Source organism: Amycolatopsis sacchari, assembly GCF_900114035.1.
GTDB lineage: Bacteria > Actinomycetota > Actinomycetes > Mycobacteriales > Pseudonocardiaceae > Amycolatopsis_E > Amycolatopsis_E sacchari.
Genome location: NZ_FORP01000016.1, coordinates 105,173 through 127,390 on the forward strand (window position 1 = coordinate 105,173; position 22,218 = coordinate 127,390).

The 22,218-nt window shown below is 72.5% G+C and carries 26 protein-coding genes; 16 read left to right on the top strand and 10 right to left on the bottom strand.

The window, feature by feature from the left end; all coding sequences use genetic code 11:
- Positions 1-11: 11 nt before the first annotated feature.
- The 3 genes from BMZ92_RS37520 to BMZ92_RS24530 all read left to right on the top strand — a co-directional run bounded on the left by BMZ92_RS37520 (position 12) and on the right by BMZ92_RS24530 (position 1,852).
- Positions 12-185, top strand: coding sequence for a hypothetical protein (locus tag BMZ92_RS37520; RefSeq protein ID WP_177228854.1), 174 nt, complete (start codon positions 12-14; stop codon positions 183-185).
- 101 nt (positions 186-286) lie between these two features.
- The gene (locus tag BMZ92_RS24525; protein ID WP_245783232.1) at positions 287-1,288 is read left to right on the top strand and encodes a potassium channel family protein; all 1,002 of its coding nucleotides are present in this window, start codon (positions 287-289) and stop codon (positions 1,286-1,288) included.
- 108 nt (positions 1,289-1,396) lie between these two features.
- Entirely contained in the window at positions 1,397-1,852 is a 456-nt protein-coding gene (locus BMZ92_RS24530; RefSeq protein ID WP_091512037.1) for a hypothetical protein, read from the top strand.
- Between the two features lie 391 nt (positions 1,853-2,243).
- Here the strand turns inward: BMZ92_RS24530 and BMZ92_RS24540 are convergent, their stop codons facing one another.
- Entirely contained in the window at positions 2,244-3,209 is a 966-nt protein-coding gene (locus BMZ92_RS24540; protein WP_091511902.1) for a neutral zinc metallopeptidase, read from the bottom strand.
- Between the two features lie 124 nt (positions 3,210-3,333).
- On the opposite strand from BMZ92_RS24540, the gene BMZ92_RS24545 reads away from it, so the two are divergent.
- Genes BMZ92_RS24545 through BMZ92_RS24565 form a run of 5 tightly spaced genes read left to right on the top strand, consistent with a single transcriptional unit; the run spans position 3,334 to position 8,273 of the window.
- Positions 3,334-4,293 (top strand): DUF7847 domain-containing protein, encoded by a 960-nt coding sequence (locus BMZ92_RS24545; RefSeq protein ID WP_091511904.1) that lies wholly within the window; start codon positions 3,334-3,336, stop codon positions 4,291-4,293.
- The gene (locus tag BMZ92_RS24550) at positions 4,290-4,925 is read left to right on the top strand and encodes a DUF4129 domain-containing protein (RefSeq protein WP_091511907.1); all 636 of its coding nucleotides are present in this window, start codon (positions 4,290-4,292) and stop codon (positions 4,923-4,925) included. The genes BMZ92_RS24545 and BMZ92_RS24550 overlap by 4 nt, the downstream gene beginning before the upstream one ends.
- Entirely contained in the window at positions 4,922-6,034 is a 1,113-nt protein-coding gene (locus BMZ92_RS24555; RefSeq protein WP_091511908.1) for a DUF4350 domain-containing protein, read from the top strand. The genes BMZ92_RS24550 and BMZ92_RS24555 overlap by 4 nt, the downstream gene beginning before the upstream one ends.
- The gene (locus BMZ92_RS24560; protein WP_091511911.1) at positions 6,031-6,990 is read left to right on the top strand and encodes an AAA family ATPase; all 960 of its coding nucleotides are present in this window, start codon (positions 6,031-6,033) and stop codon (positions 6,988-6,990) included. The genes BMZ92_RS24555 and BMZ92_RS24560 overlap by 4 nt, the downstream gene beginning before the upstream one ends.
- Positions 6,990-8,273 carry a DUF58 domain-containing protein gene (locus tag BMZ92_RS24565; RefSeq protein WP_091511913.1) on the top strand — a complete coding sequence of 428 codons (1,284 nt, stop codon included), beginning with the start codon at positions 6,990-6,992 and terminating at the stop codon, positions 8,271-8,273. Before BMZ92_RS24560 ends, BMZ92_RS24565 begins: the two co-directional genes overlap by 1 nt.
- Before the next feature lie 182 nt (positions 8,274-8,455).
- On the opposite strand, the gene BMZ92_RS24570 is transcribed toward BMZ92_RS24565, so the two are convergent.
- From BMZ92_RS24570 to BMZ92_RS24585, 4 genes are read right to left on the bottom strand one after another with little or no spacing between them, the layout of a single operon-like run.
- Positions 8,456-9,415 carry a chitinase gene (locus BMZ92_RS24570; RefSeq protein ID WP_245783223.1) on the bottom strand — a complete coding sequence of 320 codons (960 nt, stop codon included), beginning with the start codon at positions 9,413-9,415 and terminating at the stop codon, positions 8,456-8,458.
- 49 nt (positions 9,416-9,464) lie between these two features.
- Positions 9,465-9,704 (bottom strand): hypothetical protein, encoded by a 240-nt coding sequence (locus BMZ92_RS24575; protein ID WP_245783224.1) that lies wholly within the window; start codon positions 9,702-9,704, stop codon positions 9,465-9,467.
- Positions 9,705-9,744: 40 nt separating this feature from the next.
- On the bottom strand, positions 9,745-9,987 hold the full coding sequence (locus BMZ92_RS24580) for a hypothetical protein (protein ID WP_091511917.1): 243 nt from the start codon (positions 9,985-9,987) through the stop codon (positions 9,745-9,747).
- 57 nt (positions 9,988-10,044) lie between these two features.
- On the bottom strand, positions 10,045-11,049 hold the full coding sequence (locus BMZ92_RS24585) for a stage II sporulation protein M (RefSeq protein WP_091511919.1): 1,005 nt from the start codon (positions 11,047-11,049) through the stop codon (positions 10,045-10,047).
- A gap of 23 nt (positions 11,050-11,072) precedes the next feature.
- Between BMZ92_RS24585 and BMZ92_RS24590 the strand changes: the two genes are divergently transcribed.
- Positions 11,073-11,831, top strand: coding sequence for an RDD family protein (locus tag BMZ92_RS24590; protein WP_091511921.1), 759 nt, complete (start codon positions 11,073-11,075; stop codon positions 11,829-11,831).
- A 1-nt stretch (position 11,832) separates the two neighbouring features.
- On the opposite strand, the gene BMZ92_RS24595 is transcribed toward BMZ92_RS24590, so the two are convergent.
- On the bottom strand, positions 11,833-12,273 hold the full coding sequence (locus BMZ92_RS24595) for an SRPBCC family protein (protein ID WP_091511923.1): 441 nt from the start codon (positions 12,271-12,273) through the stop codon (positions 11,833-11,835).
- Between the two features lie 69 nt (positions 12,274-12,342).
- Between BMZ92_RS24595 and BMZ92_RS24600 the strand changes: the two genes are divergently transcribed.
- Positions 12,343-12,987, top strand: coding sequence for a TetR family transcriptional regulator (locus BMZ92_RS24600; protein ID WP_342743519.1), 645 nt, complete (start codon positions 12,343-12,345; stop codon positions 12,985-12,987).
- Here the strand turns inward: BMZ92_RS24600 and BMZ92_RS24605 are convergent.
- Both BMZ92_RS24605 and BMZ92_RS24610 read right to left on the bottom strand, forming a co-directional pair.
- On the bottom strand, positions 12,980-14,023 hold the full coding sequence (locus BMZ92_RS24605; protein WP_091511926.1) for a neutral zinc metallopeptidase: 1,044 nt from the start codon (positions 14,021-14,023) through the stop codon (positions 12,980-12,982). The two genes, BMZ92_RS24600 and BMZ92_RS24605, sit on opposite strands and share 8 nt — an antisense overlap.
- A gap of 102 nt (positions 14,024-14,125) precedes the next feature.
- Positions 14,126-14,785, bottom strand: coding sequence for an SDR family oxidoreductase (locus BMZ92_RS24610; RefSeq protein ID WP_091511927.1), 660 nt, complete (start codon positions 14,783-14,785; stop codon positions 14,126-14,128).
- A 47-nt stretch (positions 14,786-14,832) separates the two neighbouring features.
- On the opposite strand from BMZ92_RS24610, the gene BMZ92_RS24615 reads away from it, so the two are divergent.
- Genes BMZ92_RS24615 through BMZ92_RS24635 form a run of 5 tightly spaced genes read left to right on the top strand, consistent with a single transcriptional unit; the run spans position 14,833 to position 19,457 of the window.
- Positions 14,833-15,405: a TetR/AcrR family transcriptional regulator gene (locus BMZ92_RS24615; RefSeq protein ID WP_091512045.1), complete on the top strand. Its 573-nt coding sequence runs from the start codon at positions 14,833-14,835 to the stop codon at positions 15,403-15,405.
- A gap of 41 nt (positions 15,406-15,446) precedes the next feature.
- Positions 15,447-16,727, top strand: a complete 1,281-nt coding sequence (locus tag BMZ92_RS24620; protein ID WP_091511930.1) for a M16 family metallopeptidase — start codon at positions 15,447-15,449, stop codon at positions 16,725-16,727.
- A complete protein-coding gene (locus tag BMZ92_RS24625) occupies positions 16,724-18,109 on the top strand; it encodes a M16 family metallopeptidase (protein ID WP_091511933.1) in 1,386 nt (461 codons plus the stop codon). The genes BMZ92_RS24620 and BMZ92_RS24625 overlap by 4 nt, the downstream gene beginning before the upstream one ends.
- A complete protein-coding gene (gene nudC / locus BMZ92_RS24630) occupies positions 18,106-19,104 on the top strand; it encodes an NAD(+) diphosphatase (RefSeq protein WP_091511936.1) in 999 nt (332 codons plus the stop codon). The genes BMZ92_RS24625 and nudC overlap by 4 nt, the downstream gene beginning before the upstream one ends.
- Positions 19,101-19,457 (top strand): YrdB family protein, encoded by a 357-nt coding sequence (locus BMZ92_RS24635; RefSeq protein ID WP_177228855.1) that lies wholly within the window; start codon positions 19,101-19,103, stop codon positions 19,455-19,457. Before nudC ends, BMZ92_RS24635 begins: the two co-directional genes overlap by 4 nt.
- Positions 19,458-19,482: 25 nt before the next feature.
- On the opposite strand, the gene BMZ92_RS24640 is transcribed toward BMZ92_RS24635, so the two are convergent.
- Together BMZ92_RS24640 and BMZ92_RS24645 are read right to left on the bottom strand one after the other, a co-directional pair.
- Entirely contained in the window at positions 19,483-20,847 is a 1,365-nt protein-coding gene (locus tag BMZ92_RS24640) for a GntT/GntP/DsdX family permease (RefSeq protein WP_091511940.1), read from the bottom strand.
- Positions 20,844-21,344, bottom strand: coding sequence for a gluconokinase (locus tag BMZ92_RS24645; RefSeq protein WP_091511941.1), 501 nt, complete (start codon positions 21,342-21,344; stop codon positions 20,844-20,846). The genes BMZ92_RS24640 and BMZ92_RS24645 overlap by 4 nt, the downstream gene beginning before the upstream one ends.
- 151 nt (positions 21,345-21,495) lie before the next feature.
- On the opposite strand from BMZ92_RS24645, the gene BMZ92_RS24650 reads away from it, so the two are divergent.
- Entirely contained in the window at positions 21,496-22,188 is a 693-nt protein-coding gene (locus tag BMZ92_RS24650) for a FadR/GntR family transcriptional regulator (RefSeq protein ID WP_245783225.1), read from the top strand.
- Positions 22,189-22,218 lie beyond the last annotated feature (30 nt).

The window sequence follows — 22,218 nt, forward strand, 5'->3', positions numbered from 1 at the left end:
GTCGTGGGGCGATGGGGCGCCGCGGGCCGGAAAACCCCGCGTGGCTGGCGAACCCGGCTGTCGTGGTCGAGCGCCGCCGCGCGGACGGACGACTGGAACGCGTCGAAACCACGGCCGCCATCGCGGAAGGCGACGAACGCGCGCGGGGCTGCGGGAGCCGCGCCCGCGACGAAAACCGGTCGTGATGATCGACCGATGACGGTGGCGGCGGGTCGGGGCATCCCATACGATCCGCGGCGTGCGTGCCCCAGTCCGAGCTGACCACTCGCTCGTCGGCGTCATCAGGATGCCGGAGCCGTCGGTCAGCCCGATCCGGTCGATCGCGCGGCGCATCGTCTACGCACTGCTCGCGCTCGTCGCGGCGGTGTTCATCGTCTACCTCGGACGGGACGGCTACCGCGACGTCAACGGCGATGGCCTGTCCCTTTTGGACAGCTTCTACTACGCGACCGTCTCGCTGTCGACCACCGGCTACGGCGACATCACGCCGGTGACCGCGGGCGCGCGGCTGATCAACGTCCTCGTCGTCACCCCGCTGCGGGTGCTGTTCCTCATCGTGCTGGTCGGAACGACACTGGAAGTGCTCACCGAACGGTCGCGGCAGGCGTTCCGGATCCAGAAGTGGAGGTCCAAGGTGCGGGACCACGTGGTGGTCGTCGGCTTCGGCACGAAGGGCCGCTCGGCGGTCAAGACCCTGCTCGGCGACGAGAACGTCGAGCCGAGCCGGATCGTCGTCGTGGACACCGACCAGCAGGCGCTGGACGCGGCCGGCGCGCTCGGCCTCGTCACGGTGCACGGCTCCGCGACGCGGTCGGACGTGCTGCGCGTCGCGGGCGTGCAGCGGGCCAGGGCGGTGGTGGTCGCCACGAACCGCGACGACTCGGCCGTGCTGGCCACGCTCACCGCGCGGGAGCTGGCGCCGAAGGCCCACATCGTGGCGTCTGTGCGCGAGGCGGAGAACGTGCACCTGCTCAAGCAGTCCGGCGCTAACCAGGTCGTGGTGTCCAGCGAGACCGCGGGCAGGCTGCTCGGGATGGCCACCTCGACACCCGTCGTGGTCGACATGGTCGAGGACCTGCTCACCCCCGAGTCCGGGCTGGCGATCGCGGAGCGTGTCGTCGAACCCTCGGAAGAGGGAGGCTCGCCCCGGCATCTGAGTGACATCGTGCTGGGCGTGGTCCGCGACGGCCAGCTCTACCGCGTCGACTCCCCGCAGGTGGACGCCATCGAACCGGGGGACAGGCTGCTGTATGTGCGGAAAGTGACGCCCGCTGACCACAACGAGTGATAGACGGGGGCCACACCGCTCTCCCTGTGCTTCCCGGGATTTCTCTGGAACCATGGCCTTCGTGCAGTGCTCCCAGGGTTCCCGCCCGCCTTCCGCACGGGGCGGGGCATGACCTCGTCCCGGCTCCGCTGGTCGGGCCTGCTGATCCCGGCCCTCGTGGGTATCGCGATCGTCGTGCTCGTGTGGTGGAGCGGGCCCGGCCTGTTCGGCTCGCCCGCGACCGGCGGGGGGACGGTCGTCGCGGCGACCGTGACGACCCCGGCCGAGTGCACCGCGCCGAACCCGACCGAGACCGTCCAGTTCGAGGCCGGCGGTGGTAAGCACACCGGCTCGCTCGACGCCTGCGGCCACGACCGCGGCGACCGCGTCGAGATCACCGTGCCCGCCGACCTCGGCACCGGCACCGTGCAGGTGCACCTGGCCGACGTGGTGGCCGGGCACAGCGACCTGCGCCGCCCGGTCGGCCTGGCGCTGCTGGCGTTGAGCTGCCTCGGCGGGGGTGCCTACGCGTTCCTCGTGCAGCGCGGTTCCCGCCGCACGACGGCCACGCCGGTCGCGGCCTGAACCCGCGTCAGACCGACGCCCACGAGCACATCCCGGCGAGGACGCGGGGCGTGAGCGGTTTTCCGAGCACCAGCGCGCCGCCCCGAGCGGCAGCCCGGCGAGCCGCACCGGCGACAACCTCGGCCCGCTGCCGAGGCCGACGAGCAGCGACCACAGCTGAACAACGCGAACGGCAGCGCCTTGCAGAACAGCGCCGCGACGACGAGCCGAGCCCCACGTGCCGCGGTCACGCGGCAACCGTTGCCCGGCCGCCCGTGCCAGCGCGAGCAGCACCGCCGCCCCCACGTGCCGCCCCACGTGCTGCGGTCATGCAGCAACCGCTGCCCGGCCGCCCGTGCCAGCGCGAGCAGCGACCGCCGCCCCCACGTCCCGCGGTCACGCGGCAGCTAACTCAAGACACCTCGGACGCGGGTGTCGAGAAGGTGTTGCACTGCGCGATGCGGTTGAACTGCGCGCCCTTGCGCCACCAGGCCGCGTAGTGCGCGTTCGTCCCGTGGTCGTGGCTGCCCGACGTGTTGTCGCCCCGCGTGTCCTGGTCTCGCCAGGCCTTCGCGTACATCTCCCGCGTCAGCGAGCCGCCGCGGTCGACCACCGCGCCCAGGAACATCCCCGAGAAGCACTGCGCCTGCAGCTCCTTGCGCCGCGACAGCTCCAGCCCCTGGGGGCTCTGCTGCCCGACGGCGTAGATCCGCTGCCACACCGCGTCCATGATCCCGGCCACCTCCTGCACGTGGTGGCCGTACTCGTGCGCGATCAACGCCAGGTACACGCCCGGGTTGTCGCCGTACTGCTCGATCTGCAGCCCGCGGTAGGGCACGTACAGGTTGTTGTCGCAGTAGTAGGCCGCCGTCGCCACGCCGACCCCGATCGTGCCGCACGCCGTCTCGAAGCTCGAACCCGTCGGGAAGTGCAGCGCGGGCGGCAGGAACGGCAGGTGGTAGGCCTCCAGGAACGGGCCCCACGCCTCGTTCAGGCACTCGTCCGCCGCCGTGAAGAACGCCTCGACCGACGCCTCGTCGCTGTGCCACTCCGGCAGCCGGCACACGATGTTCTGCAACCCCGCGTCCGGGTCCTGCAGTATCGGGTGGTCGGCGAGCGCCAGCACCTTCTCCCCGGCGGACGCACCCGCCCCGGCGTTGCCGTTGTTGACCGACGTGGCCGACGCCGGCGCGCCACTCGAAGCCGTGCCGGAATCACCCGTGCGGGTCACCACGACGAACACCACGAGCCCGGCCAGCAACACGGCGACCGCGCTGAGCGTGAACGCCACCAGCGGTCCGGAGGACCGCTTCTTGCGCCGGTGCCGTCGGCCCGGACGTGGGGCACCCGGGGAAGGGCGCGGCGGCGAGTGCGTCATCGCGCGCAAGCATAGTCACCGGCCCCAGATCACGACTCGGAAAGACCCGCGCGCCCGGCGTGGTCGGCGGGCCCCCGCTCTGCGAGAGTGGGCGCGTGACCGCAGAGACTGGGAGAGAGGCTCGATGAGTGAGACCGGGGGCTGGACCAACCCCGACCAGCCGCGCAACGACCTGCCGCCGATGCCCCCGCCCCCACCGCAGCAGCGGCCCGGTGGCGGCTACGGCAAACCGGGCGTCATCCCCCTGCGGCCGCTGTCGGTCGGCGAGATCCTCGACGGGGCCGTGCGCACGATGCGCCGCCACCCCGCGCTGGTGTTCGGCGTCTCGGCCGTCGTCGCGGTGGTCGCGGGCGCGCTGAACTTCGTCATCACCTACAGCGTGCTCGGCGACCTGCCCGACGCCTCCCAGCTCGGCCCCGCCGCCACCCAGGAGGAGCAGCTGCGCTGGCTGCGGGAGACGCTGGGCCAGCTCGGCGCCTCGCTCGGCCTGTCGATCGTGGTCTCGCTGCTCGTCCGCACGTTCCTCGCCGGGTTCATCACGGTTGTCGTGGGCAGGGCCGTGCTCGGCCGCCCGGTCACCTTCGGCGAGGCGATGGCCGAGCTGCGGCCGCGCCTGCTGCCCCTGCTCGGGCTGACCGTGCTGGTCACGATCATCGTGTTCATCGCGTCGATCTTCCTGGTCATCCCCGGCATCTGGCTGTGGACGCTGCTGAGCCTCGCCGCGCCCGCGCTCGTGCTGGAGCGCAGCGGGGTCGGGCAGGCGATGAGCCGGTCGCGGCGGCTGGTGTCCGGGACGTGGTGGCGCGTGTTCGGCGTGCTGCTGCTCACCGTGATCGCCTCCTGGCTGATCAGCACGATCATCGAGATCCCGTTCGGCGTCGGCCTCGGGCTGAGCAGCAACGCGAGCGACCTGGCCAACCAGTCCGTCGGCTCGCAGCTGCTCGCGTCGCTCGGCGGCGTCATCGCGGAGACGATCGTCGGGCCGTTCACGGCCGCCGCGACCGCGCTGCTCTACATCGACCAGCGGATGCGCAAGGAGGGGATGGACATCCAGCTCGCGCGCTCGGCCGGTACCGCGCAGTGATCCTGCCGCTGCCCGCGGACGTCCCGGTCACGATCGACCGGGACGCGGCGCAGCGCGCCGCCGAGGCGGAGCTGTCCGGGCCCGAGTACCACGTGAACGACCCCGGCCTGGTCGAACGCGTGCTGCGGTGGCTCGCCGAGCGCCTCTCCGACCTGTTCGAAGCGGCGTCGACGGCGGTGCCGGGCGGTCCGCTCGGGCTGCTCGTCCTGCTGGCCGTGCTGGTGCTGGTCGCGGTCGTGGTGCGGCTGCGCGTCGGCAAGGTCGCACGGAACGTGCGCGCGCCGGGGCTGGTGTTCGAGGACCGGTCCCGCACCGCGGCCGACCACCGGCAGGCGGCGGACCAGGCCGCCGCGGCCGGGGATTTCGGCGTGGCGGTGCGGGAACGCTTCCGCGCGCTGGTGCGCGGACTGGAGGAGCGCGGCGTGCTGGAAGCGCTTTCCGGGCGCACCGCGGACGAAGCCGCCCGCGACGCCGGGCGGTGGCTCCCCGGCGTCCGCGACGAACTCGCGGTCGCGGCCCGGCTGTTCGACGACGTGCACTACGGCGAGCGCGCGGCGAGCGCCGAGGACCACGCGCGGCTGGCGGCGCTCGACGAACGGGTCCGGCGTGAGCGACCGGGAGTGCCCGCGTGACCTCGGTTTCCCCCGATGCCCGCCGCATCTGGCGGGCCGCACGGGCCCCGCTGTTCATCGCCGTCGTGCTCGTGCTCGGCGCGGTCGTGCTCACGCTCGCCCGCGACACCGGCACCCACGGCGCGCTCGACCCCGGTTCCGCCGACCCCGGTGGCTCGCGTGCACTGGCGAAACTGCTGGAGGGTCAGGGCGTCCGCATCGTCACCACGCACACGGTGGACGACACGCGGGAAGCGCTGGGCGCGAACGCGGAGGCCACCCTGCTGGTCACCGATCCGAGTCTGGTCGAACCCGCCCTGCTCGCGCGTCTGCGTGGTTCGGCGGCGGACGCCGTGTTCGTCGGCGCCGGGCAGGACGTGCTCGACCTGCTGTTGCCCGGCGTCGTCGTGAAGGGCCAGGAAGACCCGTCCGTGCGTTCGCCCGACTGCACGATCGCGGTCGCCGTCGCGGCGGGCGACGCGGTGCTCGGCGGGCTCGAATACGAGGCACACGGCCGGGGACGCCCCTGCTACGGCGGCTCGCTGCTGCAGCTCACCGGCAGTACGACGCTCCTCGGCGATGGCACCCCGCTGACGAACGAACGGCTCGGCGACCAGGGCGACGCCGCGCTGTCGATGCGCCTGCTCGGCCGGCACGCCACGCTGGTCTGGTACCTGCCGTCGCCGGGCGACCCCGCGGCCGGGGTCACCCAGCGCCCGCTGCTCGACCTGCTGCCGCGGAGCTGGCTGTTCGGCGCGATCCAGCTCGGCGTCGCGGCCGTGTTCCTCGCCTTGTGGCGGGCGCGGCGGCTCGGTCCGGTCGTCGCCGAACCACTGCCCGTCGTGGTGCGCTCGGCCGAAACGACCGAGGGCCGCGCGAGGCTGTACCGGCGATCGGGTTCCGCCGCGCACGCCGCCGGACTGCTCCGGCAGGCCACGATCGACCGGCTGCTCCCGGAACTCGGGCTCGGTGCGGGAGCCGAACCCGCCGCCGTGCTCAGCGCGATCTCGGCCAGGACCGGCCGCGATGCCGCGCCCCTGTTGTACGGTCCGGCACCGGAGGACGACGCGTCGCTGGTCCGCCTCGCCGACGAGCTGGACCGGTTGGAAAGAGAGGTACGAGGATCTTGACCACTGAGGCGGCCGTGGACGCCCGGCAGGCGCTGCTCGCGCTGCGGGCCGAGGTCGGCAAAGCGGTGGTCGGCAACGACGCCGCCGTCACCGGGTTGATCATCGCGTTGTTGTGCCGAGGGCACGTGCTGCTGGAGGGCGTGCCCGGCGTGGCGAAGACGCTGCTGGTGCGGGCGCTGGCCACCGCGCTCGACCTGGACAGCACGCGCATCCAGTTCACGCCGGACCTGATGCCGGGCGACGTCACCGGCTCGATCGTCTACGACTCCGGCGAGTTCACCTTCCGCGAAGGGCCGGTGTTCACGAACCTGCTGCTCGCCGACGAGATCAACCGCACCCCGCCCAAGACGCAGTCCGCGTTGCTGGAGGCGATGGAGGAGCGGCAGGTGTCGGTCGAGGGGCGGCCGCGGCCGCTGCCGGACCCGTTCATCGTGATCGCCACGCAGAACCCGGTGGAGTACGAGGGCACGTACCCGCTGCCGGAGGCGCAGCTGGACCGGTTCCTGCTCAAGCTCACCGTGCCGACGCCGTCCCGCGACGACGAGATTGGCATCCTTTCCCGGCACGCACAGGGTTTCGACCCGCGTGACCTCGCGGCGGCGGGCGTCCGCCCGGTCGCGGGCCCGGCGCAGCTGGCCGCCGCGCGGGAAGGGGTCGCGGCGGTCTCGGTCCACCCGCAGGTGCTGGGGTACATCGTGGACCTGTGCCGGGCGACGCGGTCCACGCCTTCGGTGCGGCTGGGCGTCTCGCCCCGTGGTGCCACGGCGTTGCTGGCCGCGACGCGGGCGTGGGCGTGGCTGGCCGGCCGTGACTACGCGACGCCGGACGACGTGAAGTCCTTGGCGCGCCCCGCTTTGCGGCACCGGCTGGACCTGCGGCCGGAGGCCGAACTCGAGGGCGGCACGGCGGACGGCGTGCTCGACCGCGTGCTCGCGGCCGTGCCCGTGCCCCGCTGATGGCGATCACCGCGCGGGCCGGGGTGCTGGCCGCGATCGGGGCGGTCGTGGTGGCGCTGGCGGCGCCGTCGTGGACCGGGGTGGTCGCGGTGGCCGCCGTGGTCCTGCTGCTGATCGTGGTCGACCTGCTGCTCGCCGGTGGCGTGCGGGGCTTGGTGTTCACGCGTGACGGCGACACGTCGACGCGGCTGGGGGAGCCCGCCGAGGTGCGGCTGACGATCACGAACCCCGGCAGGCGCCGGGTGCGGGGTCAGGTGCGGGACGCGTGGCCGCCGAGCGCGGGCGTCGTGCGGGACCGGGTGCCGGTGCTGGTGCCGCCCGGCGAGCGGCGCACGGTGGCGGTGGAGCTGCGGCCGACGCGGCGCGGGGAGCGGCAGGCGTTCCGCGTGACGGTGCGCTCGGTCGGCCCGCTGGGCATCGCGGCGCGGCAGGGTTCGCACCGGGTGCCGTGGGTGGTGCGCGTGTTGCCGCCGTTCCACAGCCGACGGCACCTGCCCGCGCGGCTGACGCGGTTGCAGCAGCTCGACGGGCGCCAGGCGGCGCTGGTGCGCGGGGCGGGCACGGAGTTCGACTCGTTGCGGGAGTACGTCATCGGCGACGACGTGCGCTCGATCGACTGGCGCGCGACGGCCCGGGCGCGGGACGTGATGGTGCGGACGTGGCGGCCCGAACGCGACCGGCACGTGCTGCTGGTGCTGGACACGGGCCGCACGTCGGCGGGCCGCGTCGGCGACGAACCGAGGCTGGACGCGATGCTGGAGGCGGCACTGCTGCTGGCGACGCTGGCTTCGCGCGCGGGGGACCGGGTGGACCTGCTGGCGTACGACCGGCAAGTGCGGACGTCGGTGCGGGGTGCGTCGGTGCCTGCGCTGGTGAACGCCTTGGCGCTGCTGGAACCGTCGCTGGTGGAGACCGATGCGCGCGGGCTGGTCGGCGAAGTGCTGCGGCGGACCCCGCACCGGTCGCTGGTGGTGCTGCTGACGGGGTTGGATGCCGCGCCGCTGGAGGAGGGGCTGTTGCCGGTGCTGCCGTCGTTGACCGCGCGGCACCGGTTGCTGGTGGCGTCGGTGGCGGACCCGCGGGTGGCGGAAATGGCGCGGGGCAGGGGAAGCGCGGAGGCGGTGTACGAGGCGGCGGCCGCGGAACGCACGCTCGCGGAGCGCCGGCACGCGGAGGGTTTGTTGCGGCGCAAGGGGGTCGAGGTGGTAGACGCCGAGCCGGACGCGCTACCGCCCGCGCTCGCGGACCGGTACCTGGCGTTGAAGGCCGCTGGGCGGTTGTGAGGCGGGGCTGCGGGGGCGGTGCGCGCTATCGCCCGTGCTCGCGCTCCGGTACTTGGCACGGTGGCCGTCGGGATGGCGTGAAGGCCGCCAGGAGGTTGTGAGGCGCACCGAAAGCAGCCGCCAGCCCCTGAAAACACCGGTGACCCGCCACCCCCGCGCCGAGGTGACGGGCCACCGGACGATCACCCCGTGAATCCGGCGAACGTCTTCGTGAACTGGTACTGCGACTGGGAAATGCTGCTGCACGTCGGCGAAACCCCGCCGCCCGGGCAGGAACCGTTGTCGCGGCCGACGGACCAAAACGCGAGCCGCCCGATGTGGTTCGCGTTCGCCCACTGCACCAGTTGCGTCGCGTCGTCGGGCTGGAAGATCTTGCCGTTGTAGTTCCGCCCGATCATCGGCGTCACGCCCAGGTGCCGCTTCAGGTCCGCGTCCGACATGCCCGGCCAGATCTGCTTCAGCTGCCCCAGCGTGCTCTGCGCCGCCGCGATCACGGCGTCACCCCAGTCGGCGCGGCTCGTGCCGAATTCCATCGTCATCGGGTTCACCAGCACGTCCACGCCGTGGGCCGCCGCGCTCTGCAGCACCTGCACCGAGTACGGGTCCATCCCGTAGTCGTCGCCCTGCACGCGCATCGTGTAGCTGATCGTGGTGCCGCGCTCGCTCTGGATGGTCTTCAGCGCGGCATTGACCGTGTCCTGCGGGATCGTCGCTTCGACGTCCACGTCCAGGCTGTTCGTCCCCACCGTGTCGAGGATCTTCCGGTACGCGCCGGTGAGCGCGGCGGCCGAACCACACGTGTACTCCAGGTACGGCCCCGCGGCGCCGCCCGTCGCGACGATCACCTTCCCGCCCATCGCCTGGAAGGCCTTGATGTCGTTCAGGATCCGCGAGTCGTCCAGCGGGATCACGCCGCCCCACGACGGGTTGCAGCCGGTGCTGTCCGCCAGCACGAACGCCAGCGTCGCCGTCTTCTGCCCCGTGGCGTTCGCCATGTCCACAAGGGACGGTGTGCTCGCCGTGATGTCGAGGTACGGCGCCGATCCCGGCGGCGTCACCGCCGCCTGCGCGGGAACCGTGAAGCCGAGCGCGGCCACCAGCGCCGCCGTGCAGAGTCCGATCCGGGTCTTCCACCTGCCCATGTCGACCACCTCCGTGGCACTTCAGGGTAAGTGGTCCAGACCAAAACCGTCAAGAAGTCGTCAGCACCATGAACAGCCGGGTATTCACCGTCTGCAGCAGTTCGGCGGAAATCGTCCCGAACCGCTGCGAAAGCGCTGTCTTCGGCACGTGGTCGAGCCGCGTGTACGAGATGTGCAGCCCCTCGGGCGTGGTCACGGTCAGCGGGTCCGGGGTCTCGACGACATCCATCGTGATCACGTACGGCACGGCGTCGAGGTCGTTGAACATGTCCCCGCTGTAGACCAGCACCCGCCGGCGGTCCGGCCCCGCGACGGTCCAGAGCTCGCCCTTACGCGGCCGAGGACCCACGGCGACTTTCGGACTGCCGCCGCGAGTACGCGGCGATCTCGGCACGCGCGAGTTCGGGGTGGGCCCGCCACCACGCGTCGGTCTGCTCGCACAGCTGGCGGAACGCCTCCCGCTCCACCGCGGCGACGAGCCAGTCCTGCACCGGCACGCCCGCTTCCGCGGCGAGGGCCTCGATCTGGGCGTGCGTGTCCTCGGACAGAGTCAGTGCCAGCCGCTTCCCCATCGCGCCACCCTACGACGCCACCGCCCGGAGCCGGGCCAGCCCGCCGAGGTGTGTCGCTCAGCCCGCCTCGGGCCGCACGTCACCGCCGTACCGGGCGTCCACATCACCGGTCACGCCCGTCTGTGCGGCCCGTCTGCCCAGCACGAACACGTACGTCAGGAACGCGATCTCCGCCAGGGCGCCGATGCCGATCCTGGCCCACGTCGGCAACCCGGACGGCGTCACGAACGCCTCGATCACGCCGGACACCAGCAGCACGCACGCGAGCCCCAGCGCCATCGCCGCGGTCGCCCTGCCCTCGCGCGCGAGCGCCACCCCGCGGCTGTGCGGGCCGGGGTTGATCACCGCCCAGCCCAGCCGCAGCCCGGTGCCCGCCGCGACGAACACCGCGGTCAGCTCCAGCAGCCCGTGCGGGGTGATCAGGCCGAAGAAGACGTCGAGCCGCCCGGCCGCGCTCATCAGCCCGGCGCTCACGCCGACGTTCGCGGCGTTGGCCCACAGCGCGAGCAGCACCGGCACGCCCAGCAGCACCCCGAAGAACAGGCAGATCGCCGCCACCCATGCGTTGTTCGTCCACACCTGCGCGGCGAACGAACCCGCCGGGTTGGCCGAGTAGTACGTCTCGAACTGGCCGCCCGGCTGGGTCAGCTGCCGGATCTGCTCGGGTGCCGCGATGCTCGCCCGCACGCCGGAGTCGGTGGCGACCCACGCCGCCAGCAGCCCGCTCACCACGATCGTCACGAGTGCCGTGGACAGCCACCAGCGGCGGCCGCGGTACACGGCGGCGGGGAAGCGCTGCGCGAAGAACAACCCCACCTCGCGCCACGCCGGGTTGTGCGTGCCGGTGACGGCGGACCGGGCGCGCGTCACGAGCGTCGAGAGCCGGGACAGCAGTGCGGGGTCGGGGGCCGAGGAGCGCACGACCGACAGGTGCGTCGCCGTGCGCTGGTACAGCGTGATCAGCTCGTCCGCCTCGGCGCCACGCAGGCGGCGGCGGTCGAGCAGCTCGGCCAGCCGGTCCCATTCGGCGCGATGGGCCGCGACGAACAGATCGACGTCCACGCGGCTCAGACTACAGTTGCCCGGTGCACCCCGAACCCGATCTGGTCACCGGCGACGCCGTCGTCCTCGAGCTGCGCCTGGCGGGGCTGGCCAGCCGCGGGCTCGCCTTCGCGATCGACGTGGTCATCCAGCTGGCCGTCATCGTCGTCGGCCTGCTGATCGTGATCTGGGCCGGACCGCAGGACGGGGCGTCCGCTTCCGCGATCCTGCTGTCGTTGCTGGTGCTCGTGCGCGTCGGCTACCCGGTGCTGTTCGAGACGCTCACGCGCGGGCGGACGCCGGGGAAGGCGGCCTTCGGGCTGCGCGTGGTGCGGGACGACGGCGGCCCGATCCGCTTCCGGCACGCCCTCACCCGTGGTCTGGCGGGGGCGATCGTCGACTTCGGGCCCGCGTTCGTGTGGGGCGCGGTGGCGCTCGTGGTGTCGCTGGTGTCGGAGAAGTCCAAGCGGGTGGGCGATTTCCTGGCCGGGACCGTGGTGGTGCTGGAGCACGCGCCCAAGGCCGTCGAGCCGAGCATCACGATGCCGCCGCCGCTCGCCGCTTGGGCGGCGCAGCTGGACCTGTCCGGGCTGACCGACGACCTCGCGCTCGCGATCCGGCAGTACCTCGGGCGCTACCAGTCCCTGCGCGAAGAGGCGCGGGAACACCTGGGGTACCAGCTCGCGCAGGAGGTCTCGGCCCGCATCGGCGCGCCGGTCCCGCCGGGTACGCCGGTGTGGGCGTACCTGATGGCCGTGCTGGCGGAGCGGCGCAACCGGGCGGCGCGGCCGCAGCAGTGGTGACTCATGCCTCGTCCAGCTCGGCGAGCAGGGCGGGCATCCCGACGGTGAGCATCTTCCTGCGGACCGAGCCGAGCAGCTTGGCCATCGCGAACCCGCCGACCCCGCGAAAACCCGTGTGGGAGTAGGTGAAGCGGGTGCCCCCGGGCGTCGGTTCGAGCTGGTACCGGACGTAGCTTGGTGCCTCGCCCTGGCCGCCGACCCACGTGTAGCGCAGCAGCTCCCGCTCCCTGACCTCCAGCACCTCGCAGTCGACGATGCCGCGCCAGCCCAGCATCGGCTTCGCGACGAACTGGAAGCGCTTTCCGACGACCGGCTCGAACCCCACGGGGCGCGCGCCCTTGCCCGTCGACGTCCAGCGGGGGATGAGGTCCGGGTCGGTCAGCGCGCGCCAGACCTTCGCGGGCGAGTGCGGGTAGTCGCGGACGATCTGTATCTCGGCCATGAGCTTCCTTTCAGTTGCTGAAAAAATACAGTAGCAGAAGAAATCGAGTGGCTGTAGTAGTTTGAGCGCGTGAAGACGGAGGGGCTGCGCGAGCGCAAGAAGCGCGCCATGCGCCGGCAGCTGTCCGACACCGCCACGCGGCTGTTCCTCGAACGGGGCTTCGACTCCGTGCGCGTCGCCGACGTCGCCGAAGCGTGCGGGGTGTCCGAGAAGACGGTGTTCAACTACTTCCCGACGAAGGAAGCGCTGGTCCTGGACCGGCTGGAGGCCACGGCCGACGCGCTCCGCACGCACCTGGCGGACCCCGCGCTGCCGCCGGTCGAGGCGATGCTGCGGGTGCTGGCGGAGGAGCTGCGGGAGCTCACCACGAGCCTGGCCGCGGACGAGCGGGCGCTGGCCGGTTACCGCAGGTTCGGGGACCTGCTGCGGGAAACCCCGTCACTGCGGGCGTACCAGAACGACGCTGCCGACCGCTTCGCCGACGTCGCCGCCGAGGTGCTCGCGGCGCGGGCGGGTCTGCGGGCGGAAGATCCCGAGCCGCAGGTGGCGGCCGCGGCGTTGCTGGGGTTGTGGCGGGTGCAGTTCCGTGCGCTGCGCACGCACGTGCGCCCCGGGCGGCCGGTGGAGGACGCGGTCGCGGAGGTGACCGGGGAGGTCCGGCGCGCGGCCGCGCTGCTGGAGGGTGGTTTGGCGGGGTTCCCGGCTGTCAGCTGACTTCGCTCGACGGGGCCGCGAAGGTGTTGCACTGCGCGAGCCGGTCGCTCTGCGCGCCCTTGCGCCACCACGCCGCGTAGTGCGCGTTCGTGCCGTGGTCACGGCTGCCGGAAGTGTTGTCACCGCGGGTTTCCTGGTCGTTCCACGCCGTGTCGAACACCTGCTGCGTCACGCTGCCGCCGCGGTTGGCCGTCGAGCCCAGGAACATCCCGGAGAAGCACTGCGCCTGCAGTTCCTTGCGGCGGGACATCTCCAGCCCCGCCGGGCTGTCCTGGCCCTCGCGGTAGATCACGTCCCACGCCGCGTCCATCAGGCCGACGAGCTCCTGCACGTGGTGGCCGTACTCGTGCGCGAACAACGCGAGGTACACGCCGGGCTTGTTGCCGTACTGGTCGGTCTGCAGCCCGCGGTAGGGCACGTACAGGTGGTCCTTGCAGTAGTACGCCGCCGTGGTCACGCCGACGTCGATCGTGCCGCACTCGCTGGTGAAGCTGGCGCCGGTCGGGAACTCCAGCTGCGGCGGGTGGAACGGCAGGTTCATCGCCGTCAGCAGCTCACCCCAGCGGTCGTTGAGGCACTGCTCCGCGGCGGTGAAGAACGCCTGCGCGGCGGCGGGACTGCTGGGCCACCCCGGCACGGCGCACGGCGCGTTCGCCAGCCCGGCGTCCGGGTTCGTCAGCAGCGGGTGGTCGGCGAGCGCGAGCACCTTGCGCGGCCCGGTCGAGGCGGGCCTGCTCGGCGTGCTCACCGGGCTCGACGACGAGGACGTCGGCCGGCGCGACGTGGCCGTGCGGGACGAACTCGAAGCGCTGGAGGTGATCGACAGCGACGGGATCGTGTTCGACGAGGCGGCGGTGCTGGAGCCGGACGAACCGGCCGTCAGCGCCACCACCAGCGTCACGGTCAGCACGACCACGCCCGCCAGCACACCGGCGACGATCGCGCCGGTGTGCTTCTTCCGAGGGGCCGGTGGCCGCGGCGGGTACGGGCCCCACTGCGGCGGCGGTGGCCAGTGGCCCGGTGGAGGTTGGCTCATCGCCGGCTGCTCTCCCGGTGGTTCGGGCACGCCCGGGGCTGTCGGGGGTGCGCCTTGCAGCATAGGGGGTCGGCGGCGGCGAGCCGGGCGGAATCGGGGAGATCAGGTACCGGAGACCAGCCGGGCGCCCCCGTCGACCCGCACCACGATCCCCGTCGTGAAGGTGTTGTCCACCAGGAAACCGATGGCGGCGGCGATGTCCTCGGGCCGCCCGACCCGGCCCACCGGCGTGCCCGCCGCCATGCCCGACAGGACCTCCTCGCGGTTTTCGCCGAGGAAGTCCCACCAGCCGGTGTCGATCACACCCGGTGACACCGCGTTGACGCGCACCGGCGCGAGTTCCGCGGCCAGTACCGGGACCATCGCCTCGATCCCCGCGTTGACGGCGGCGAGCGCGGCCGTCGTCGGCAGTGCCGCGCCCGCCGAGGCGGCCGTGACGAACGTCAGCGAGCCCCCGCGGTGAAGCGCTTTCAGCGCGGCCTGCGCGGTGAGGGTGTGCGGCAGCAGCTTGCCGTCGACGCCCTCGCGCAGGTAGTCCTCGGTCATCTCGGCGAACGGCCGGGTGCCCGGCGCCCCGGTCACCGTCACGACGACGTGGTCGACCTCGCCGAGGTCCCCGAAGAACTCCCGCAGCGCGCCGGCGTCACGCGCGTCGAGGGTCCGGCCGGTCACCACCACTTCGCGCCCGGAGTCCACCAGCCACTGGGCGGTCGCCAGGCCGATGCCCGACGTCCCGCCCACGATCGCGACTCGTTCGGTCACGACTTCCTCCTTTTCGAGACATTGTGCCTCGTAAAGTGGCCGCCGTGATGCGAGGACGCCCCAGGAGCGAGGAAGCCAGGCGCGCGATCCTCGACACCGCGCTGCGCCTGTGCGAGCGCGACGGCTACCGGCAGCTGACGATCAAGACGCTCGCCGACGAGGCCGGCGTGGGCAGGCAGACCGTCTACCGCTGGTGGCCGGACAAGGCCCAGGTGCTGCTGGACGCGCTGATCGACCTGCGGGAGCGCGCACTGGGCAGCCGCCTCGCCGAAACGGGCGACACCCTGCGCGACGTGCGGAACCTGCTGGCCGTGACGTTCGACCTGACGCACGAGATCACCGGGAAGGCGCTGGTCGGGCTGCTCGCCGACGCCCAGGACGACCCGGAGCTGTCCCGCCGCCTGCAGGACACGGTGATCGCGCCCCGCCGCGCCGCGCTGGAGGCGTTGCTGCGCCGGGGTGTCGAGTCCGGCGTGCTCGCCGAGAACGTCGCGCTGCCGCTCGTCGTCGACTTCGCCTTCGGCACGATGTGGTACCGGCTGCTGCACCACCACGCGCCCGTGGACGCCGCGCTCGCCGCCGAAGTCACCGACGCCATCGCCCGCCTGCTCGCCCGGTGATCCGCCGACCGGCGCAGCCCGGTTGGCCGTACAGTGGCCGCATGCCCGAGAACTCGCGCTTCACCCTGGACAACGGTCTGCGCGTCGTGCTGGCGCCTGACCCGACCGCGCCGGTGGTCGGTGTCTCCGTGCACTACGACGTCGGCTTCCGCTCGGAGCCGGAGGGGCGCACCGGGTTCGCGCACCTGTTCGAGCACCTGATGTTCCAGGGCAGCGAGAGCCTGGAGAAGCTCGCGCACTTCAAGATCGTGCAGTCCAGCGGCGGGACGTTCAACGGCTCGACGCACCCCGACTACACCGACTACTACGAGGTGCTGCCCTCCGCGGCGCTGGAGCGCGCGCTGTTCCTCGAAGCCGACCGGATGCGCGCGCCCAAGCTGACGCGCGAGAACCTGGCCAACCAGATCGACGTGGTCAAGGAGGAGATCCGGCTCAACGTGCTGAACCGCCCGTACGGCGGGTTCCCGTGGATCCTCCTGCCGCCGGTGCTGTACCAGACGTTCCCCAACGCGCACAACGGTTACGGCGACTTCACCGACCTCGAACAGGCGAGCCTCGACGACTGCGCCGCCTTCTTCGACACCTACTACTCCCCGGCGAACGCCGTGCTCACCGTCGCGGGCGACTTCGAGCCGGACAGGGCGCGCGAGCTGATCGAGAAGCACTTCGGCGACGTGCCGCACCGGCCGGCCCCGCCGAAGCGCTCGTTCGCCGAGCCGCCGCCCGCGGGCGAGGTGCGGGGTCACCACGTCGACCCGCACGCGCCGCTGCCCGCGCTCGCCATCGGCTACCGCATGCCCGACCCGGTCAACGAGCTGGACGGCTACCTCGCGAACCTCGTGCTCGCCGGGGTCCTCACCGACGGCGACGGCTCGCGCCTGCAGCAGCGCCTCGTGCACCGCGAGCCGCTGGTCACCGACATCGGCGCAGGGGCCGGGCTGTTCGGCCCCTTCGAGGCACGTGACCCTGACACGTTCTCGATCACCGCGATCCACCCCGGCGAGGTCACGCCGGAGCGCGTCCTGTCGGCGATCGACGAGGAGCTGGAGAAGCTCGCGTCCACCCCGCCCGACGAGCAGGAGCTGAAGAAGGTCACCGCGCGCTGGGCGGCGAGCCTGCACTCCGAGCACGACCGGCTGGTGTCCCGCACGCTCGGGCTCGGCTCGTTCGAGCTGCTCTACGGCGACCCGTCACTGATGTACCGGCTGGCCGACCGGATGGCCGCGATCACCGCGGCGGACGTGTCGGCGGCGGCGAAGGCGCTGCGCCCCGACTCGCGCGCGGTCCTGCTGGTCGAGCCCAACACGGAGGAGAGCAAGTGAGCACAGCGACCCATCGCGACGCGGCGGAGATCGGCCGGACGCCGAGGGGCCCGCGGCCGGTGCCGGAGCTGGGCGACCAGCGCGCGGCCGCCGACCTGTCGCATGTGGACACGACGCTCGCCAACGGGCTGCGCGTGCTCGTGGTGCGCAAGGCCAACGTGCCGCTGGTCGAGCTGCGGCTGCGCATCCCGTTCGCCGGGGAGGACGCGCTGCACGCGGCGACGGCCGAGGTGCTCGCCGAAACGATGCTGGCGGGCACGGCGCGGCGCGACCGGATCCGGATCGACACGGATCTCGCGCTGATCGGCGGTGAGCTGGGGACGAGCGTCGACCCGGAGCGCCTGTCGATCAACGGCAACGCGCTCGCGTCGGGGCTGCCGGTCCTGCTCGACGTGCTGGCGGACGTGCTCACCTCGGCGTCCTATGTGGACGAAGAGGTCGGCAGGGAGTCCGCGCGGCTGGTCGAGCGGCTCGCGGTGTCGCGCACCCAGCCCCGCGTGATCGCGCGCGAGGCGCTGCTCAAGCACGTCTACGGCGACCACCCGGTGACGCGGGAGATGCCGGAGGCGGAGGACGTCGCGAAGGTGACGCCGGACGCGGTGCGCGCGCTGCACGCCCGTGCCGTGCTCCCGCGTGGTTCGGTGCTGGTCCTCGTCGGCGACGTCGAGCCGGACGAGGCGGTGCGGCAGCTGGACGAGGCGCTCGGCGGCTGGCGCGCCGACGCGAGCGCGTCCGTGCTGCCCGAGCTGCCGGTGCTGACCGGCGGGGACGTGCTGCTGGTGCCGAGGGCGGGTGCGGTGCAGTCGCAGATCCGGCTCATCGCGCAGGCGCTGCCCCGCACCGACGCGCGGTACCCGGCGCTGCAGCTGGCGAACCTGACCTACGGCGGGTACTTCTCCTCCCGGCTGGTGGAGAACATCCGCGAGGACAAGGGCTACACCTACGGCGCGCACTCCGGTTTCGAGTTCACCGGGTCGACGGCGACGGTCGGCGTGGACGCGGACACCGCGAACGAGGTGACGGCCGCGGCTGTCCTGGAGACCTTCTACGAGCTGGGCAGGCTCGCGCTCGTCCCGCCGACCGCCGAGGAGGTCGAGTCGGTGCGGCAGTACGCCGTGGGTTCGCTGCTCACCTCCACGGCTTCCCAGGCGGGACTGGCCAGCCAGCTGTCGGCGCTCGCGGCGAGCGGGCTCGGGGCCGAGTGGCTGGCCGAGCACCCGGCGCGGCTCGCGGCGGTGACGGTGGACGAGGTGGCGCAGGCCGCGCTCGACTTCTTCGCGCCGACCCGGTTCACCGGCGTCGTCGTCGGGGACGCGGAAAGCCTCGCGCCACGGCTGGCCGCGCTGGGTGGGTTCACCGTGGGAGAGCCCGCGGAGTCATGACGGTCCCGTTCTCGCTCGGCAAGCTCCCCACCCTGTCTCGGTCCACTGTGGACCGTCAGGAGACCTTGCGCACCAACCCGGAAAGGCTGCTGGCCCGCTGGCCCCAGGCGGAGGTCCTGCTGGTCAACCGGCAGGGGCGGACGCCGGTCAGGCAAGGGGAAAGCGTTCTCGCCACCCGGAAAGCGATTTCCTTCGGCGACGCCCCGCCCGACGACGCGATGTTCCTCGGGGAGTGGCAGGGCGTCGACTACTGGACGCTGCCCGGCGAGCCGGCCGGTGAGCCGGAGCTGGTCGAGGCGCCCGGCAGCTGGGGCATCGTCGAGCAGGTCCCGCTGGCCGACGGCGAGCTGTGGGTGGACCTGCGGGGTTACGGCGACCAGCTCGACGACACCGCGGCGGGGCTGTTCACCACCGCGCAGGCGCTGCGGAACTGGCACCACCGGGCGCGGTTCTGCGTGCGGGACGGCAGTCCGGTGCACCCCGCGCAGTTCGGCTGGGCGACGCGGTGCGAGGCGTCCGGGCACGAGGAGTACCCGCGCACGGACCCGGCGATCATCTGCCTGGTGCACGACGAGGCCGGCGTCAACGGCGAGCGGGTCCTCCTCGCGCGGCAACCGGTCTGGCCGAAGGGCCGGTACTCGGTGCTCGCGGGTTTCGTCGAGGCGGGGGAGTCGCTGGAAGGCTGCGTGACGCGGGAAATCCGCGAGGAAGCCGGGATCGAGGTCGACCAGGTGCGCTACCTGGGCAGCCAGCCGTGGCCGTTCCCGCGGTCGATCATGCTCGGTTTCGCGGCCCGCGCGGACTCGTCGCAGCCGCTGCGCCCGGCGGAGGGCGAGATCGAAGAGGCGCTGTGGGTGTCGCGCGCGGACGTCCGCGCGGCGTTCGAGAGCGGCGGTGCGCCCACGCCGATCGGCGACGGCGGCTCGACGTTGCTGCTGCCGGGCAACTCCTCGATCGCCCGCGTGATGCTGGAAGCCTGGGCCTACGCGGGATGAAGCTCGTCAACGAAGGCCTGGCGTTCCTGCTGGAACTACTGGCCCTCGCCGCGCTGGCGTACTGGGGTTTCGAGACGGGCGGCGGCCTGCCGGCGAAGCTCCTGCTGGGCATCGGGACACCCGTGGTGGCGGCGATCGTGTGGAGCCTGTTCGCCGCGCCCCGCGCCACCTTCGGCCTGCCGCTCGCCGGGGTGCTGCTGGTGAAGGCCGTGGTCTTCGGTGCGGCCGTGGCGGCGCTCTGCGTGACGGGGCACGTCGTGCCGGGCGCGGTCTTCGCGGTGGTCGTGGTGGCGAACGTCGCGTACACGACGGCGACTCGACGGGGGAGCGCGGGCGGCGCTGCGTCGCGGTGAGCGGTGGGGCGGCGAACCGCCCCGCTCACAGGATCGCGCCCAGCGGCAGCAGGATCGCGATCGCCACCACCGAGATCACCGTCTCCATCACCGACCAGCTCTTGATGGTCTGGCCCACCGAAAGGCCGAAGTACTCCTTCACCAGCCAGAAGCCGGCGTCGTTGACGTGGGAGAAGAACAGCGAGCCCGCGCCGATGGCGAGCACCAGGAGCGCCGCGTGCGTCGGGTCCAGGGTGGCCGCCAGCGGGGCCACGATGCCCGCCGCCGACACGGTGGCGACCGTCGCGGAACCCGTCGCGAGGCGGATGGCCACCGCGACGAGCCAGCCCAGCAGCAGCGCCGGGATCGACGCGCCCGTCGCGAGCTGGGTGATCACGTTGCCCACCCCGGCGTCGACGAGCGTCTGCTTGAACCCGCCGCCCGCGGCGACGATCAGGATGATCCCGGCGATCGGCCCGAGCGAGTCGCCCACCGTGGTGGACAGCTTGTCGCGCGTGAAGCCCGCGGCGCGGCCGAGCGTGAACATGCCCAGCAACACCGTCAGCAGCAGCGCGACGAGCGGGTCACCGATGAAGTCCAGCACGCGCCGGACCTCGCTGCCGCTCGACGCGAGGATGTCGGAAAGCGCTTTCGCCAGCATCAGCACGACGGGCAGCAGCACCGTGCTCAGCGTCGCCCCGAAGCTGGGGCGCCGGACGTCCCCGGACTCCTCGCGCGCGGGCACGAGGTGGTCCGGCGGGGCCGCGTTCGGCACCCACCGCGCCGCGAGCATGCCGAAGAGCGGGCCCGCGATGATCACCGTCGGGATCGCCACGACCAGGCCGAAGGCCAGCACGATGCCGATGTTCGCGTTCAGCGCGCCGGCCGCCGCGAGCGGGCCGGGGTGCGGCGGGACCAGGCCGTGCAGCACGGAAAGCCCGGCCAGCGCCGGAATGCCGACCAGCATCAGCGGCCGTCCGGTGCGCTTGACCACGAGCAGCACGATCGGGATCAGCAGCACCAGCCCGATCTCGAAGAACATCGGCAGGCCGATCAACGCGGCCACCAGCGCCATGGCCCACGGCAGCGTGCGGCGCCCGGCCCGCGAGACGATCGTGTCCACGATCTGTTCCGCCCCACCGGAATCCGCGAGCAGCTTGCCGATCATCGCGCCGAGCGCGATGAGCACGCCGACGGAGGCGACCGTCGAGCCCACCCCGCTGGAAAAGCTCTTCAGCAACTTGTCGACCGGCATCCCGGCGATCAGCCCGAGCGCGCCCGACCCGAGGATCAACGCGAGGAAGGCGTGCAGTTTGAACTTGCTGATCAGCACCACGATCAGCGCGATCGCCACGAGTGTCGCGACGATCAACCGGGTGTCGTGCCCGGTCCACGCGGCGGCCAGTGTCATTCCTTCGGCTCCTTTGCCAGTGCGTCGAGCGCGGCGGCCACGATGTCCCCGGGCGGCCTGCTGATGTCCGCCACGAGCCCGCGCTCGTCGGTTTCCAGTGGTTCGAGGTCGGCGAGCTGGGAGTCGAGCAGCGACACCGGCATGAAGTGCCCCGACCGGCTCTTCATGCGCTCGGCGATCAGCTCCCGCGGCCCGTTCAGGTGGAGGAACCAGACGTCCCCGCCGCCGCGCAGCACGTCGCGGTAACGGCGTTTGAGCGCCGACGACGACACCACGCCGCCGGTCTCCTGGTGTGCGCGGATCCAGTCGGCGATGGCGTGCAGCCAGGGCCTGCGGTCCTCGTCCGTGAGCGGGTGGCCGGAGGACATCTTGTCGATGTTCGCCTGGGGGTGGAACGCGTCGGCCTCGGCGTATTCGACGCCGAGCCGTCGCGCCAGCTCACCGCCGATGGTCGTCTTGCCGGACCCGGCCACTCCCATCACGACGATGACGGTCATTTCGTCCTCCGACTCCGCCCGCCCGCCAGCCCGACCACCACCCCTGGTGGACACGCTCCGCGTGACGGTATCTCGTGTACTGCACCACAAAGGTACTACTTATTGATGCGAAAGGTACTACTTAATCGAATCAGTGGTATACGGTCACATCGTGGCTGACGGCAGGCACGCGCGTGTGCTCGACGAACTGGGTACCGCCATCGCGTCGGGGGAAATCCCGCCCGGCACCGTGCTGCGCCTCGAACAGTTGCAGGAGGAGTACGGCGCGTCACGCACCGTCGCGCGGGAAGTGGTGCGGGCGCTGGAAGTCATGCGCCTGACGAGCAGCAAACGCCGCGTCGGCATCACCGTGCGGGACCCGGCGGACTGGAACCACTTCGACCCGCGCCTGATCGGCTGGCAGCTCGACGGCGCGAGCCGCGAGCAGGCGCTGCGGATGCTGATGGAGCTGCGCTGGGCCGTCGAACCCACCGCCGCCCGCTTCGCCGCGTTGCGGGCCACCCCCGAGGACCGCGGCAGGCTGCGGGCGCTCGCCAGCCGGTTGCAGAGCACGGCCAAGGCCCGCGACCTCGAAACCTTCCTGCGGCACGACATCGCGTTCCACCACGTCGTGCTGGCCGCGTCGGCGAACCCGATGTTCTGCCAGCTCTCCGACGTCGTGGCCCAGGTGCTCACCGGCCGCACCGAGCACGGCCTGATGCCGCCGGAACCCCAGCCCGAAGCCGTCGCGCTGCACGTCCGCGTGGCGCTCGCCGTGGACGGCGGGGACGCCGAGGAGGCCGAGGAGGCCATGCGCGGCATCATGGAACAGGCGCGCGACGAGGTCGCCGAGCAGTTCGAGTAACCTCCCCCCGGTAAGTCGACAAGGGGGGCA

Excerpts from the sequence above, each read along its gene's own strand:
- BMZ92_RS37520 (WP_177228854.1), top strand. The coding sequence starts at position 12 with ATGGGGCGCCGCGGGCCGGAAAACCCCGCGTGGCTGGCGAACCCGGCT.
- BMZ92_RS24525 (WP_245783232.1), top strand. The coding sequence starts at position 287 with ATGCCGGAGCCGTCGGTCAGCCCGATCCGGTCGATCGCGCGGCGCATC.
- BMZ92_RS24530 (WP_091512037.1), top strand. The coding sequence starts at position 1,397 with ATGACCTCGTCCCGGCTCCGCTGGTCGGGCCTGCTGATCCCGGCCCTC.
- BMZ92_RS24540 (WP_091511902.1), bottom strand. The coding sequence starts at position 3,209 with ATGACGCACTCGCCGCCGCGCCCTTCCCCGGGTGCCCCACGTCCGGGC.
- BMZ92_RS24545 (WP_091511904.1), top strand. The coding sequence starts at position 3,334 with ATGAGTGAGACCGGGGGCTGGACCAACCCCGACCAGCCGCGCAACGAC.
- BMZ92_RS24565 (WP_091511913.1), top strand. The coding sequence starts at position 6,990 with ATGGCGATCACCGCGCGGGCCGGGGTGCTGGCCGCGATCGGGGCGGTC.
- BMZ92_RS24570 (WP_245783223.1), bottom strand. The coding sequence starts at position 9,415 with ATGGGCAGGTGGAAGACCCGGATCGGACTCTGCACGGCGGCGCTGGTG.
- BMZ92_RS24580 (WP_091511917.1), bottom strand. The coding sequence starts at position 9,987 with ATGGGGAAGCGGCTGGCACTGACTCTGTCCGAGGACACGCACGCCCAG.
- BMZ92_RS24595 (WP_091511923.1), bottom strand. The coding sequence starts at position 12,273 with ATGGCCGAGATACAGATCGTCCGCGACTACCCGCACTCGCCCGCGAAG.
- BMZ92_RS24605 (WP_091511926.1), bottom strand. The coding sequence starts at position 14,023 with ATGAGCCAACCTCCACCGGGCCACTGGCCACCGCCGCCGCAGTGGGGC.
- BMZ92_RS24615 (WP_091512045.1), top strand. The coding sequence starts at position 14,833 with ATGCGAGGACGCCCCAGGAGCGAGGAAGCCAGGCGCGCGATCCTCGAC.
- BMZ92_RS24620 (WP_091511930.1), top strand. The coding sequence starts at position 15,447 with ATGCCCGAGAACTCGCGCTTCACCCTGGACAACGGTCTGCGCGTCGTG.
- nudC (WP_091511936.1), top strand. The coding sequence starts at position 18,106 with ATGACGGTCCCGTTCTCGCTCGGCAAGCTCCCCACCCTGTCTCGGTCC.
- BMZ92_RS24635 (WP_177228855.1), top strand. The coding sequence starts at position 19,101 with ATGAAGCTCGTCAACGAAGGCCTGGCGTTCCTGCTGGAACTACTGGCC.
- BMZ92_RS24640 (WP_091511940.1), bottom strand. The coding sequence starts at position 20,847 with ATGACACTGGCCGCCGCGTGGACCGGGCACGACACCCGGTTGATCGTC.
- BMZ92_RS24645 (WP_091511941.1), bottom strand. The coding sequence starts at position 21,344 with ATGACCGTCATCGTCGTGATGGGAGTGGCCGGGTCCGGCAAGACGACC.